A 14239-nucleotide genomic window follows, 5' to 3' on the forward strand; every position below is an offset into this window, starting at 1 on the left:
TGGTGTGCCCCCATCGGGTGGTCCAGTTTGAATGTTAGTGCATAGTCGGCCTTTGGTCTATCGGGACAATGCTCTTGGGCGCTGGCGGCCGGTATCCTAAGGCGCTGTGGGGCCTGACCGTATTGTAGTGACGCCGCCAGCGTTCGATCAGGATCTGGGCCTCGCGTAACGTGGTGAAGACCTCGCCGTTGAGCAGCTCATCCCGGAAACGGGCATTGAAGCTCTCGCAGTAGCCGTTCTCCCATGGTGAGCCGGGGGTGATGAATGCGGCTTTCGCACCGACGGCATCGATCCAGGCACGCACCTTCTTGGCAATAAATTCTGCACCATTATCCGACCTTATGTATTCCGGCGGGCCGCGTAGGATGAACAAATCCGTCAATGCGTCGACCACATCCGTTGAATTGAGCCTGCGTTTGACCCGGATCACCAGCGCCTCCTTCGTGAACTCATCGATGATATTCAGCGTGCGGAAGATCCGCCCGTCGTGGGTTCGGTCCTGAACAAAGTCATAGGACCAGACATGGTTCGGGCGCTCCGGCCGCAGCCGGACGCAGGAACCATCATTCAGCCAAAGTCGGCCTTTCTTGGGTTGCTTTTGCGGGACTTTAAGCCCCTCCTGCCGCCAGATCCGTTCAACGCGCTTGTGATTTACATGCCAGCCGCTGTTGTTCAGCAGCCCAGTGATCATGCGATATCCATAGCGGCCAAACTCTTCGGCCAACGCGGTGATGTCCTCGGTCAGCCGGGCTTCGTCCGGTAGACCACAGGGCACCTTGCGCTGCGTAGAGCGATGCTGACCTAATGTGCGGCAAACCCTGCGCTCCGATACGCTGAGGGTTTGCTGCACATGGTTGATGCACTGCCTGCGGCGGGAAGGGCTTAGAAGTTTCCCCGTGCGGCCTCGGCCAGGATCATCTTGTCCAGTGTCAGATCCGACACGGCTCGTCTGAGCCGGGTATTCTCAGCTTCCAGCTCTTTCAGCCGCTTGAGCTGATCGCGGCTCATGCCGCCATACTCCTTGCGCCATCGATAGTAGGTCTGAACCGTCACTCCGATCTGCCGCACGGCCTCCTGAACTGATTTGCCTTGCCCTTGCAGCACTTCAACTTACTTCAACTTGTCGCAGCTTCAGCACGATATCTTCGGGCTTCTCTCGCTTGCCGGCCATCTCGTCGTCCTCCTGAAAACGGGATAATTCTATCCCAAAAGGTGGACCACTTCAGTGGGGGCGTTCCAGTTTTGACTTGAGCGGTTTTGACGCCGAAGAAGGCAAGGTCCCAGAGCCTGAAGCCCTCCTGAACCACGGCCCGGAAGCGCGGGAATTTCCCGTTGATGCACTGGGACCTCTGCACGACGTGGTGATGGCGGTAGCTGACCAGACGCAGGCCCCCATCGCCATTGCAGCCGGCTCCGCACTGGCAAACGCATCTCTGGCGGTGCAAGGACATGGGGATGTCGAGTTGTTGCACGGCACAGCGCCCACGAGTCTTTTCGTTCTGACCATCGCCAAGTCGGGCGAGCGGAAAAGCACGGTCGATGCGATTCTGAGCCGCCCTGTAGAGCTTCACGAGCGCGAGCGCGCCAAGGCGTACCGTGAAGACATGAAGGCTTTTCGACGGGCGGCAGAGGCGTACAAGCAGCGCGAGAACAGCGCCAAGGCCGGTATCCGCGGCGGTGAAGGCGGCGCGGAACTGCTTGAGGCGCTGGGCGATGCTCCCCGCCCGCCGCTGCTGCCTGACCGCGTGGTGACTGAGCCGACTTTTGAGGGTCTGACGAAGCTGTATGAGCAGGGCAATCCCAGCCTTGGGCTGCTGAGCGATGAAGGCGGGCAATTCCTGGGCGGCCATGCCATGAGCCGTGACCACGCGCAAAAGACGCTGACTGCCTTCTCCAAGCTTTGGGATGGCGCTGCTATCAAGCGGACCCGTGCTGGGGATGGCACCTCCACCCTTCGGAATCGGCGCCTTTCCATGCACCTGATGGTGCAGCCGGTCATTGCGCACAGTCTGGTTGCTGACCCGCTTTCGGTCGGGCAAGGCTTCCTGCCGCGGATGCTGGTGGCGTGGCCTAAATCCAACATCGGCAAGCGGCGGGTGGATATTGGGGAGACCGCTGCTGAAACCCCCATCTCCAGTCTGGACGCGATTTATCAATGGGAGCTGCGCATGAAAGCCGCGCTGGATGCCACAATGCCGACATGGGACGGCGGCCAAGAAGGCGAGCGGCAGGGGCAGGAGCTGAAGCCGCGCACCCTGCGTTTGTCTGGTGGTGCGCGCTGGGAACTGGGCGTGTTTGCTGACAGGGTGGAGCGCGCACAGGCCCCCGGCGGCCCTCTGGCAGACGTGAGCGGAGCGGCGTCCAAGATTGCAGAGCAAGCCTGCCGCATTGCCGGGGTACTTGCTCTTTTTAGCGACCTGTCGGCAGAGGAAGTCACCCGCGCCACCATGCGGGACGCTATTGCAATCGCCGGCTACTACATGACCGAGGCCATGCGTATCACCGGTCAGGCGGCAGTTGAGCAGGAAGTGCAGGAAGCCGACGACCTGCGCGAATGGATTCAGAATCGCTGGCCTGAAATTGCCCGGCGCAACGGGCAGGACCCCCAGTATCTGATTCCATCGGTAGTGACGACCTACGGCCCGAACGCATTCCGCACTGCGAAGAAGGCAAAGGCGTCCATGGCGGAACTCGCCCGCAGCGGCTGGCTTGTGAAGCTGGAGCCGGGCACGGTGGTAGATGGCACGACGCGCAGGCTCGCCTATCGCATTGTTCGCTCAAGCTGACCGGGCGCACACCGGCTGAATTTCTCTATGGGGCTGCCTTCGGGTGGCCCCTTTCTTTTGCTGGCTAGGCACCCTGCCTGCGGCGCTGGGCGCTGCGCGCCTGACCGTGAAACAATGAAGGATTGGGGCTTCTGCCGGGGCTTGGTCGACGGTCATGTGGAGGGGAGGAATGCGGGCAGCGGTGAGTTGCTTTTCGGCTGCTTTTCGAGTTGCTTTTTTGTAGGGCGCATCCTGATAAGCAACTCAATAAGCAACCGAAAAGCAACTGCCAATATCGCTGAAACCCCTTGTTTATATAGCCCGAACGGACTCGAAAAGCAAAAAAGCAGAAAAAGCAGCTCCTCCAGATTTTTCCCAGGAGAGATACCCTCTAAAAGACATCATATTCAATAATTAGAATGTGATATATTTGCTAGTATTATCTGTACCTTATAAGTACTTTTACCCTGTGGATAACTTTTAGGCAGGGATTTCTGTTCGGGAAAAATTCTGGAGCAGTTGCTTTTTCTGCTTTTCTGCTTTTCGACGCTGACACGGACCCCTTCAGACAGCCTGTTTTACAGCCCCGAACCGGCGCGTGAAACATTCCACGCCCAGCGCCCCGCCCTTCATTGTTTCACGGCTCATTTGAATGTTTCACGCTCAGCGCAACCTGGAATCTCGATTCAAAAACCGGGAAATCTCGCGAGCCGCGCGCCCCGTGTCTCTTGAGTGGGTTCCAAAGTACCTCTTGAACCGGTGCGCACCCAGGGGCGGGGAGTGGGCGCAGAGGGTGGCGTGGGGAGGGGTGGCCCGCAGTCCCGGCCCCACATCGAGGTGCGAGGCATCCGCCCGTCGCCTCTGTCACCGCAAGGTACTGGAAGGCGGCCGCGATAGCGCGGTCAGGCGCGGTATTGGGAGCGGACGCTTTCACGCCATGCTGCCCTCAGAGCCAAAGGAAGGGCTTCATCTATACCGTCAAAAAGAAAGTCCATGGACAGTCCATACGTTCGGCGTAGCAGCCGCGCGCCGGGCAGGCTCACACACTGCGTACCGAGCTCCCAGTTCGATAGCTGAGCGCGCTTAAGGCCTGCCTTCTCCGCGTATTCCTTCTGCGTTAGGCCCTCAACCGACCTGTGCCACTTCAAGCGTTCGCCTATGTCTGCAAAGGGTGTTTCTTTCATATCTGCGCGCCTGTGCAGTAAATAACTGTGTCTAGCTGGAGGATTGCTTGGCTAAGAGGGCGACAAGTTGGCGAACGACCGTCTTTTCCTCTTCCGTTAGCTTTTCATAGTCGCGCCTGAATTGAGCATCCGACCAGCCTTCATCTTGCGAAAATAGTTCTCCGACCGAAACTCCCAAGGCTTGGGCTATCGCAGTCATTCGTTCGCTGTTTACCGGGCTATCGCCGCGTTCAATATCCGCCAAGTAACTAGGGGAAAGTCCGGCCGCATCAGCCAGAACCCGTTGGGTTAGCCCTTTCTGCTTGCGAAATTCTCTTATCCTGAGCCTCATGGGGCCACGTTGCGGAATCTGCTGCACAGCTGCAAGCTCAAAAAAGCGCAAAGGCAAATCGGTTCGTGGCGTCTGCGCCCAGTGAACTTCAGCCTTCATTCCCGGCCCGGCGCAGCCGGAAAGCTCTGCCCGGTACTTGCTCACGGCTTATAGCAGGGCGACAAGTCAGGCGGTATGCAGCTGAAGGTTAGGTATATTCCGAGTCTTTCACTCAGGTAATTGCCGGGGGCGGCGGCATCCGCGACTCCTTTTAAACCCAGGAGGGACCCAAAGCTTTTCCGCAAGAGGCTGCCTAGCTAGGGCGAGCTCCGAGACTGAGCGTACTGCGCAAGTGCCAACTGGCGCACTTCGGGTGATAGCGCGTCCATGCGCCCGCGGTAAATCCAATCAAGGGTGAGACCGTAGAGGTCGCAGAGGCGCACCGCTGACTCGATTGGTATGCGGCGAGTGCCCCTTTCCCAGCTTCCATATTGCCCGACGTTAAATCCGTTTCTTTCCGCCCAATCTTTTTGTGTAAGGTCCGAATATTCAGTGCGAATGGCTTCAAGGCGGGCACCTATCGGTTTGTACTCACTCATGCTGACCTTCTGGAAAATTCTGCAATTGGAAAAGATAGTGCCGGCAGGGGGCGACTGTAGCAAGGGCTATCAAGCGGTCGGTGCGCTTCCTGTAGCGCTCTCGGCCCAAGTGGGCGGCATGTATGCTTAAAGCAGCACTAAATGGGAGTGTCGCCAATGCATCGCGCCAGCTTCGCGCCGGGCATGTGCGGAATTTGGCTACTGATTGGTATACTGGCTACCGAAACGCCCAGCGCGACGGCTATTTAAGCCATGAAAATAAGGGGCTATGAGTAGATGGTTTGGTGGAGCCTAGCGGGATCGAACCGCTGACCTCCTGCATGCCATGCAGGCGCTCTCCCAGCTGAGCTAAGGCCCCAAACCTGTCCGCCTTTCGGTGTCCGTTCCGTTTCCGGTGTGGTCCGTCTTGCGGTGTGAGCGTCGTTTACGGGACGGCGGCGCGGGCCGCAAGAGAAAAAATGCGCCGGAGTCCAACTTTTTTCCGGCCGCCGCCGGGGACTGCCCGGGAGAGCAAAAAACTCCCCCGGACGGGCGGGTTTTCAGGAATCATCCTCGGGCGTGGAGACGTCCGCGATCTCGTCGAGCGAGACGTTGTCTTCCTCGTCCTCGTCATCCAGGACATCATCGCCCAGATCCACGTCGACCGCGTCGTCGTCATCCAGAACGACGTCATCCGCGTCCGCGGATTCCTTGGCTTTCAGGGTTGCCGCGTCTTCAGCATCCGCTTCGATCATCCGGGCCTTGCCGGTGTCGACCGCGACGGCCTCGCCCGTGTAGGGGCTGACGATCGGGTCCTTGTTCAGGTCATAAAAGCGTTTGCCAGTTGTGGGGCAGACGCGCTTTACACCCCATTCTTCCTTGGGCATGTGGATCCCCTTGATTTACTGGTGAGTCGTATCGACGATTCAGGTGCCTTGCCATATGAGGGGGGCACTGTCAAAGCCTTTGCCGGAAAGGGGCATCTGCATGGCCGAATATCACCTGTCCGGGGTGCCGCCGGTGCCCCTGACCCTGCGTCGCTCGGGGCGGGCGCGGCGGATCAGTCTGCGGATTTCCTCGCTCGACGGGCGGGTGACGCTGACCCTGCCCGCACATCTGCCGGACCGCGCCGGGCTGCAATTCGCCGAGGAAAAGGCCGATTGGATTCGCAGCCATCTCGCCAAGCACCCGGCCGTGGTGGCGGTTGGCTTCGGCGTCGTGCTGCCGATCGACGGGCAGGACCGCGCGGTTGAGCAGGCCGAGGGTCGGCGCATTCTGCTGGATGCGGGCCGGGTTGCCGTGCCGGGGCACGCACCGGGGCCGCGGCTGCAACGCTACCTCAAGGAGCTGGCCCGCAACCGACTGGCCGAGGCGTCGGATTTCTACGCCGCCCGGCTGGGGCGCGGCTACAGCCGCCTGACCCTGCGTGACACCCGCTCGCGCTGGGGCTCCTGCACCTCCGAAGGGGCGCTGATGTATTCCTGGCGGCTGATCCTCGCACCGCCTGCGGTGCTGCGCTATGTCGCCGCGCATGAGGTCGCGCATCTTCAGGAGATGAATCACTCGCAGGCTTTCTGGTCCGTGGTGGAGAACCTGTATGGCCGCTACCAGGAGCCGCGCGCCTGGCTGCGCGAAAACGGCGCCAGCCTGCACCGCTACCGGTTCGATGCGGCCGCGCCCGAGACCACACCCGGATGACCGTGGTTGACGTGGCGCCGATTTGTGATCACATGCGCGCATGACCTTGCCCAATCGCCCGCCCCAGGATGTCGCCGCCGTTGCAACGGTTGCCACCACCGCCCCCGTTGCCGCCGCAGCGCCCGCGCATGACCGGGTCTACCGCGCCCTGCGCACCCGGATCATGCATGGCGAAATTGCCCCGGGTGCGGCGCTCACCCTGCGGGGCATCGGCCGCGACTACGAGGTCTCGATGACGCCCGCGCGCGAGGCGGTCCGTCGACTGGCCGCGGAGGGTGCGTTGTTCCTGTCCTCCTCCGGGCGGGTATCGACGCCGGAGCTGACCAACGAGCGGATCGAGGAGCTCGCCGCCCTGCGCGCCCTGATCGAGGTGGAGCTGGCCAGCCGCGCCCTGCCGCGCGCCCACATGGCGCTGATCGACCGCTTGCAGCATATCAACAGCAATGTCGCCGAAATGGTCAGCAAGCGCGATGCGGTGGGCTATATCCGCACCAATCTGGAATTCCACCGCACCCTGTATCTGCGGGCACAGGCGCCGGCCATGCTGGCGATGGCAGAGACCGTCTGGTTGCAACTTGGCCCGACCATGCGCGCGCTGTATGGTCGTTTGCGCCGCACCGATCCGCCGCCGCACCACCGCCATATCATCGCCGCGCTCAAGGCAGGGGATGAACCCGGGCTGCGGCTGGCGGTGCGCTCTGACGTGACCCAGGGGCTGCGGCTGCTGGCGGGCTGACAGGCGGCATTCTGACGGTCAGAAAGCTGGGCGCGCCGCCGTCAGGTGACCGTATCAAGCGCGTCCTGCAGCGTCTCCGTGGTCGGGTCCGTGGCCTTGGGCACGATCCGGTAGCGCGCGTTGACAAGGCAGAACAGCGCAAATCCCAACAGGCCCAGACACAGGGCCATCACCAGCACGCGTCCATAGGCCTTCGTGCTCAGCCAGTCGAAGGCACTGCCCATACCGCCCGCCTCCGCACCGGAGGAGGACAGCCCCGCCTGCAGGATCAGCAGTCCAATGATCGCGATCACCACGCCATGGGCCGCGATCCCGAGCCTCAGCGCGGTGTGCATGTGCACCAGGGTCGGCTCGGCGCGAAGATGCTTGCGGTAGGTCTCTTTCCAAGCCTTGTGCAGGTAATATCCGCCGGCGCCGATGGTCACCACCCCGGCGACGATCATCGCAATCCGCCCGCCCGGCTGGCTCAGAAGGGTGCTGATCTGGCTGCCGCCACCGCCGCCCGACGCCTGGCCAGATCCGATGACCACGGCCAGCGCCAGCCCGCCCAGGGCCAGATGCACAAGACCGGTGACCAGCATGCCCGCTCGCGCGATCAGCCCCTTCGCACCGGTGCCATAGGCCTCAAGGTCCCAGACACTGTCGACCGCCCGCCAGACCGCGTAGGCAAACAGCCCCAGTGCGATCAGAACGACGATCGCGGTGCCCCAGCCGCCTTGCAGCCATTTCAGCGCCTCGGCGGTCCCCTTGGCCTCGCCGCCCTGCCAGATCGAATAGAGCGACACACCGGAAACCGCCAGATAGACCAGCGCCCGCCCAGCATAACCTGCGCGCATCACCGGCACGGCCCAGGCGAAATCTTCGGTGTTCACGTTCTCAAGACGCTTGCGGCGGGCAGAGGTTTGCGGGGTATCGGTTGGCATGGCGGTTCGCTCCAAGGGGTTCGCGGGATGCGGCTCAGTGACCCAATGCGCGAAACGGAGGAAGGTTCCGGAGTGGACACGGCGGCGGCGGCCCCGCCCTCATTAAGATCCGACGCCGGGCACGCCCCACCAGCGCAGCGTCTGGTTGAAATGTTGCGCGATGGCAGCGGTCGCCGCTGCGGCGTCACGGGCCTCCAGCGCCGCGATGATCGTCAGATGCTCTGACATCGCAGAGGCGATCCGGTCCTGAACAAAGGGGCGCGCGTTCTGGATGATGGCAACGCGCATCCGGTTGGCCGCATAGGCCGCGGCCAGCTGTGCGTTGTCCAGCCCGGCCGCCAGATAGTCGTGCAGCGACAGATCCACCGTGATGGCATCGCCGCTGGCAGGCAGGTCCGCCGCGTCCCGCGCCGCGGCGTAAAACGCCTGATGACGGCAGCGCAGCGGCGCCAGCCCGGCCAGATCACCGCTGGAAATCCGCCGCCGTGCGCCTTCCTGATCCAGCACCATGCGAAAATCCAGGCAGGCGCGGATGGTCTCGGGCCGCGCCTCCATCACTTGGATGCCGCGCTTGGGCAGGGTGGTCACCAGCCCCAGGGAACTGGCGTGTTTAACCGCCTCGCGGACCGCAGAGAGCGGCAGGTCCAGCATCTCAACCAGCTGGGACATGGACAGAAACTGTCCATCGCGCAGAGCACCGCTGCGCAGCGCCTGCCACAGCGCCTCCTGCGCCTTGCTGGCCAATAGCTGAACGTCTTTTGCTTGGGTCATCTTGGTCCTTTGGCCGCATTAGCTGTGGATTCAAAAAGGTGCTTTCTGGAATTTCTAACAGACTCTTAGCTAGAATAGCTTCTAACATGTTAGTTGCAACAGCAGTTTCAAGGGTGTTGGCAGCAGGCAGAACTGCCAGCCTCAGACCTGCAGCAGGGAGACCAATATGACGACAACAGACAACATGCCGGTGGCGCAGGCGGGCACGCTCGATCCCGAGGGCAACGCGCTCAACCCCGCCGAAAGCCATGAAAAGACCTGGGGATGGTTCGCCATCTTCAATATCTGGGCCAATGACGTGCAGTCGCTGTTCGGCTACTCGCTGGTGGCGTCGCTGTTCATCTCCTACGGGGTGGGGGGGTGGACGGCCTTCGCGGCGCTGATCTTCTCGGGCCTCTTCGTGATGTGGATGGTGAACCTCTCCGGCGCGCCGGGGGAGAAATACGGCATCCCTTATCCGGTGCTGGCCCGCGCCAGCCTCGGCACCCAGGGCGCCAAGCTGCCTGCCATCCTGCGCGCCACGGTGGCGGTGTTCTGGTATGGGGTGCAGGTCTATTTCGCTTCCACCGCGCTGGCGCTGCTGATCCGCTCGATCACTGGTGCTACCGGCGGCGCAGAGATCCTTGGCCTCAGCGGTATCGACTGGTTGTCCTTCGTCATCGTCTGGGGCTTTCACATCGTGATCTTCTGGCGCGGCATGGCTTGGGTGGAAACCTTCCTCAATATCGCCGGCCCGTTTGTCTATGTCGTGATGATCGGCCTGGTGATCGTGCTGTGGCAGCGCTCCGACGGGCAGCTGCTCAGCGCTACCGCGACGATCTTTGCCAACCCCGAGGGCACCTTCTGGACCGAGTTCCGCGGATTTGTTGCCATCGTCGGCACCATGGTCGCCTATTTCGCCGCGGTGATGATCAACTTCAGCGACTTCTCGCGCTATTCCCGCAGCCGCGAGTCGATGGTGATGGGCAATCTCGCCGGGCTGCCGTTCAACATGATCCTGTTTTCGGCGCTGGCCCTGCTGACAACCGGCGGTGCGGCCGTTGTGTTTGGCGAGAAGATCATAAACCCGACCGAAATCGTCGAGCGCACCGACAGCGTGCTGCTGGGCGTCATTGCGGCGATCACCTTCTTTGCCGCCACCATGGGCATCAACCTGGTGGCCAACTTCATCCCCGCGGTGAACGGCATCGCCAACCTCGCACCGGACAAGATCAGCTTCCGCAAGGCCGGTCTCATCACCTCTCTGTTTGCGCTGGTGATCGGCGGCTTCTGGAACAGCTTCATCAGCCAGTTCGGCATCAGCGGTTTCGTCAACACATTGGGGGCGACGCTGGCACCGATCTTCGGCATCATGATCGTCGACTACTACCTACACCGCAACCAGCAGCTCGAGCTGGCCGACCTCTATGACATGAAAGGCGGTGCCTACCACTATGACAATGGCTGGAACAGCGCCGCGGTCAAGGCTTTTGCGCTGGCGGCAATCTTCTCGGTGGCGACCGTCTGGGTGCCGTGGTTTGCCTTCCTGTCCGGCTACAACTGGGTGATTGGCGCGGCTCTGGGCGGGGCGGTCTACCACCTCATGGCCAAGGGGCGCGTTGCGGCCTGATCCGGCGGACGCAGCAAGAAAACAAAAAACCCGGCTCCAAGGCCGGGTTTTTCACGTGTTTCTGCGGGCGGCGCCTTACGCGGCCAGGCCCTTGGAGCCGATATCGAGAAACTTCTTGCGGCGGTCCCGAACCAGTTCCTCGGCGTCTTTGCTGCCCAGCTCTTCCAGCATCTCGGTGATCGTTGCGGCGACGGCCTTCATCGCCGCCTTCGGATCGCGGTGCGCGCCGCCCAGCGGTTCCGGGATGATCCGGTCGTTGACGCCCAGCTTGTTCAGATCCTGCGCGGTCAGGCGCAGCGCCTCGGCGGCTTCGCGCATCTTCTCGGAATCCTTCCACAGGATCGAGGCGCAGCCTTCGGGGGAGATCACCGAATAGATCGAATGCTCCAGCATCGCCACCCGGTTGGCCGTCGCAAAGGCCACCGCCCCGCCCGAGCCGCCCTCGCCGATGATGACAGAGATCAGCGGCACGCCGATCTTCAGGCACATCTCGGTCGAGCGCGCGATCGCCTCGGACTGGCCGCGCTCTTCGGCGCCCTTTCCGGGGTAGGCGCCGGCGGTGTCGACCAGCGTGATCACCGGCAGACCAAAGCGGCCGGCCATCTCCATCAGGCGCACCGCCTTGCGATAACCCTCGGGGCGCGCCATGCCGAAGTTGCGCTCGATCCGGGACTTGGTGTCACTGCCCTTTTCATGGCCGATCACCATCACCGGCTGGTCGTTGAATCGGGCCAAGCCGCCCATCACCGCCAGATCATCGGCAAAGTTGCGGTCGCCCGCCAGCGGCGTGTACTCGCTGAACAGCGCCTCAATGTAGTCCTTGCAATGGGGGCGCTCGGGGTGCCGCGCCACCTGGCATTTGCGCCAGGGGGTCAGGTCCTTGTACAGGTCCTTCAGCATCTGGGCTGCCTTGGCATCCAGCGCCGCGGCCTCATCGGCCACATCCATTTCTTCATTCGCGCGCGCCAGCGCCCGCAGCTCCTCCGCCTTGCCTTCGATCTCGGCCAGCGGTTTTTCGAATTCCAGATACTGGGTCATGGTGCCTCTGCTCTGACGGTTTGCAGCTATATGGCCTTAGCGGCGGCAAGATGCAACTCGGCAAGCCGCGGCTTGTGCCGCAGGGCGTGCTATGCCTGCTGCACCAAGATCCACACCAGCGAGGCCACCAGCACAGCGGCCATGGTCCAGTTGAACGCCCGCAGTTGCGCAGGTCGCCGCAGCAGCCGCCGCATCTGCTGGCCCAGCATGGTCCAGGTCGAGGCCGAGACGCAGCCGATCAGCAGGTAAGTGCCCGACACCCAAAGGATCGCTTGGATGTCGCGGCTGGCGGCATAGAGCGTGATCGCCCCCAGCGCCATCGCCCAGGCCTTGGGGTTCACCCACTGGAAGGCGCAGGCCTGCACAAAGCTCAACGGCCGCCCCTCCGCCACGCCGTCCTGGGGGGGCGCCGCATTGGCGACCTTCCACGCCAGCCACAGCATGTAGATCACCGACAGCACCGTCATGATGCTGGTCAGCGGCGGAAAGGCCTCAAACAGCTGCATCACGCCCAGGCCCACCGGCAGGATCATCAGCGGAAAGCCGATCGCCACCCCCAACAGATGCGGGATGGAGCGGTGAAAGCCGAAATTCGCGCCCGAAGCCATCAGCATCAGGTTGTTGGGCCCGGGGGTGAAGACCGTGCCAAAGGCAAAGGCGGCCAGCGCCAGGAAAAGCTCGTAAGTCATGCGGCGCAATATTGCGCGCAGAGCGCCAAATGAAATTGCGTTCTGCGGCGCGCATCGGTTATTTTTGCAATCAATGGCTAAGAATGACCGAATAAACCAACAGATATTGCAGGAGCTGAGCCGTGACGGCCGCATCAGCAATTTGGACCTGGCCGAGCGGGTCGGGCTGTCGCCCTCCGCCTGCCTGCGCCGGGTGCAGGAGCTGGAGCGCAGCGGCGTCATCACCGGCTACCGTGCGGTGCTGGACCGCCAGCAGATGGGGCTTGGCTTTGTCACCTATATCGGTGTCGGCCTCGGCGAGCACACCAAGGAGGCGCAGCAGGCGTTCGAGCGCGCCATGCAGGCCGCCCCGGAGGTCACCGAATGCCACAATATCACCGGCACCATCGAATATCTCTTGCGCGTCGAATGCGCCGACCTGCCCAGCTACAAGCGGTTTCACACCGATATTCTGGGGACCTCGCCCTATGTGACGGCGATTACCACCTATGTGGTGATGGGCTCGCCCAAGGATCTGCGGGCGTGACGTGCGGGCAGGGGGGGCGTGCTCAAAGGAAAGATGAAGAACTGAGCGCGCGCGTTTCGTGTTTTTCCACATCCTCATTGCGCAACTTCTGCATCTGCCGCGACGCAGGTGTTGCGCGCCTTGCGTACGCCGCTGTCACCATATCCTAAGCCGCATCAGCCACTCTGCTGCCTGATCGCGATTGCCCGTCGGGCCTGACACCCCGGCACCCCCTGGAACCGGATCCGCATCTGCGGGCCGTGCAGAGACAACGTTTAGCACGCGGGCGGATACGCCCGTCCACCTCCGCCTGTTTGGCGGCGCCGCCATTCTTACCCAAAACCACGTTCCGCCAACCCGGCATCTCACGCAGCAAGACAGCACAAACGAACACCCGTCATAGGCTTGATAAAACGGGGCGCCCCTATCGGGACGCCGCCTGGTGTTGTCGCTTGCGCGGGCGTCAACTCTGCGCAATCAGCTCCGATTGCGCCACGATCACTTCGGCCTGCTTGATGGAGGCAATGTCCACCAGTCGCCCCTTGTAGACGGTTGCGCCAGCACCGCTGGCCTTGGCCTCTTCCATCGCGGCCAGGATCTCGCGGGCTTCGGCAACAGCCTCGTCCGAGGGGGTGAAGACCTGATTGGCCAGCCCGATCTGGCTGGGGTGAATGGCCCATTTGCCGACCATACCCAGCGTGGCCGAGCGTTTGGCCTGCGCGATATAGCCTTCGCCGTCCGAGAAGTCGCCAAATGGACCGTCGACCGGCAGAATGCCATGGGTGCGGCAGGCAGCGACGATTGCGGCCTGCGCCCAGTGCCAGGGGTCCGACCAGTGTTTCGCGCCGTCGCGCAGCATGTAGTAATCTTCCTGGGTGCCGCCGATGCCAGTGGTCTGCATCCCCATCGAGGCGGCAAAATCCGCCGCGCCCAGGCTCATCGCCTGCAGTCGTGGCGAGGCTGCGGCGATGGCTTCGACATGCGCAATGCCCGCCGCCGATTCGATGATGACCTCAAAGCTCACCGGTTTGCGACGCCCCTTGGCGCGTTCGATTGCGGTGACCAGCGCATCCACCGCGTAGACATCCTCGGCGCATCCCACTTTGGGGATCATGATCTGGTCCAGCCGATCGCCCGCCTGCTCCAGAATGTCCACCACGTCGCGGTACCAATAGGGGGTGTCCAGCCCGTTGATGCGCACCGACAGGTATTTCTTGCCCCAGTCTACCGTGTTGATCGCCTCGATCACATTGGCGCGGGCCTGGTCCTTGTCGGCAGGTGCCACCGAATCTTCGAGGTCGAGGTTGATCACATCCGCCGCCGAAGCTGCCATTTTCGGAAACAGCATCGACTTGGAGCCGGGACCGAACAGCTGGCAGCGGTTGGGGCGGGCCGGGGCGGCAGGCTGGATGCGAAAGCTCATGTGGGCAGGT

The 14239-nt window shown here is 62.4% G+C and carries 14 protein-coding genes, 1 tRNA gene and 1 pseudogene; 5 read left to right on the forward strand and 11 right to left on the reverse strand.

Annotated elements, in window-relative coordinates:
• Positions 1–34: 34 nt before the first annotated feature.
• Positions 35–1171: pseudogene (locus tag AC0IPL_RS12625) on the reverse strand (IS3 family transposase).
• 76 nt (positions 1172–1247) lie between these two features.
• Here AC0IPL_RS12625 and AC0IPL_RS12630 point away from each other — a divergent pair.
• Positions 1248–2786 (forward strand): YfjI family protein, encoded by a 1539-nt coding sequence (locus AC0IPL_RS12630; RefSeq protein ID WP_474274876.1) that lies wholly within the window; start codon positions 1248–1250, stop codon positions 2784–2786.
• Positions 2787–3667: 881 nt separating this feature from the next.
• Here AC0IPL_RS12630 and AC0IPL_RS12635 read toward each other — a convergent pair.
• The 5 genes from AC0IPL_RS12635 to AC0IPL_RS12655 all read right to left on the reverse strand — a co-directional run bounded on the left by AC0IPL_RS12635 (position 3668) and on the right by AC0IPL_RS12655 (position 5724).
• Positions 3668–3949, reverse strand: coding sequence for a helix-turn-helix domain-containing protein (locus tag AC0IPL_RS12635; RefSeq protein WP_474274877.1), 282 nt, complete (start codon positions 3947–3949; stop codon positions 3668–3670).
• A 31-nt stretch (positions 3950–3980) separates the two neighbouring features.
• Positions 3981–4424, reverse strand: a complete 444-nt coding sequence (locus AC0IPL_RS12640; RefSeq protein WP_474274878.1) for a helix-turn-helix domain-containing protein — start codon at positions 4422–4424, stop codon at positions 3981–3983.
• Positions 4425–4576: 152 nt separating this feature from the next.
• The gene (locus AC0IPL_RS12645) at positions 4577–4858 is read right to left on the reverse strand and encodes a helix-turn-helix domain-containing protein (protein WP_474274879.1); all 282 of its coding nucleotides are present in this window, start codon (positions 4856–4858) and stop codon (positions 4577–4579) included.
• Between the two features lie 282 nt (positions 4859–5140).
• Positions 5141–5216: transfer RNA gene (locus tag AC0IPL_RS12650), tRNA-Ala, on the reverse strand.
• Positions 5217–5397: 181 nt separating this feature from the next.
• Positions 5398–5724, reverse strand: coding sequence for a TIGR02300 family protein (locus AC0IPL_RS12655; RefSeq protein ID WP_474274880.1), 327 nt, complete (start codon positions 5722–5724; stop codon positions 5398–5400).
• A 100-nt stretch (positions 5725–5824) separates the two neighbouring features.
• Between AC0IPL_RS12655 and AC0IPL_RS12660 the strand changes: the two genes are divergently transcribed.
• A complete protein-coding gene (locus tag AC0IPL_RS12660) occupies positions 5825–6535 on the forward strand; it encodes a M48 family metallopeptidase (RefSeq protein WP_474274881.1) in 711 nt (236 codons plus the stop codon).
• 40 nt (positions 6536–6575) lie between these two features.
• The gene (locus tag AC0IPL_RS12665) at positions 6576–7271 is read left to right on the forward strand and encodes a GntR family transcriptional regulator (RefSeq protein ID WP_474274882.1); all 696 of its coding nucleotides are present in this window, start codon (positions 6576–6578) and stop codon (positions 7269–7271) included.
• Positions 7272–7312: 41 nt separating this feature from the next.
• Here the strand turns inward: AC0IPL_RS12665 and AC0IPL_RS12670 are convergent, their stop codons facing one another.
• Positions 7313–8194, reverse strand: coding sequence for a DUF1206 domain-containing protein (locus AC0IPL_RS12670; RefSeq protein ID WP_474274883.1), 882 nt, complete (start codon positions 8192–8194; stop codon positions 7313–7315).
• A gap of 102 nt (positions 8195–8296) precedes the next feature.
• Complete coding sequence (locus AC0IPL_RS12675; protein ID WP_474274884.1) at positions 8297–8965, reverse strand: FCD domain-containing protein; 669 nt, start codon at positions 8963–8965, stop codon at positions 8297–8299.
• A 166-nt stretch (positions 8966–9131) separates the two neighbouring features.
• Here AC0IPL_RS12675 and AC0IPL_RS12680 point away from each other — a divergent pair, with 166 nt between their 5' ends.
• Positions 9132–10574 carry an NCS1 family nucleobase:cation symporter-1 gene (locus tag AC0IPL_RS12680; RefSeq protein WP_474274885.1) on the forward strand — a complete coding sequence of 481 codons (1443 nt, stop codon included), beginning with the start codon at positions 9132–9134 and terminating at the stop codon, positions 10572–10574.
• A 75-nt stretch (positions 10575–10649) separates the two neighbouring features.
• Here the strand turns inward: AC0IPL_RS12680 and AC0IPL_RS12685 are convergent, their stop codons facing one another.
• Positions 10650–11612: an acetyl-CoA carboxylase carboxyltransferase subunit alpha gene (locus tag AC0IPL_RS12685; protein ID WP_474274886.1), complete on the reverse strand. Its 963-nt coding sequence runs from the start codon at positions 11610–11612 to the stop codon at positions 10650–10652.
• A gap of 89 nt (positions 11613–11701) precedes the next feature.
• Entirely contained in the window at positions 11702–12301 is a 600-nt protein-coding gene (locus tag AC0IPL_RS12690) for a LysE family translocator (protein ID WP_474274887.1), read from the reverse strand.
• A 73-nt stretch (positions 12302–12374) separates the two neighbouring features.
• On the opposite strand from AC0IPL_RS12690, the gene AC0IPL_RS12695 reads away from it, so the two are divergent.
• Positions 12375–12827 (forward strand): Lrp/AsnC family transcriptional regulator, encoded by a 453-nt coding sequence (locus AC0IPL_RS12695; RefSeq protein ID WP_474274888.1) that lies wholly within the window; start codon positions 12375–12377, stop codon positions 12825–12827.
• A 442-nt stretch (positions 12828–13269) separates the two neighbouring features.
• Here the strand turns inward: AC0IPL_RS12695 and AC0IPL_RS12700 are convergent, their stop codons facing one another.
• The gene (locus tag AC0IPL_RS12700) at positions 13270–14229 is read right to left on the reverse strand and encodes an L-malyl-CoA/beta-methylmalyl-CoA lyase (protein WP_474274889.1); all 960 of its coding nucleotides are present in this window, start codon (positions 14227–14229) and stop codon (positions 13270–13272) included.
• Positions 14230–14239: the final 10 nt, after the last annotated feature.

It is taken from the genome of Leisingera sp. SA32 (assembly GCF_056033425.1).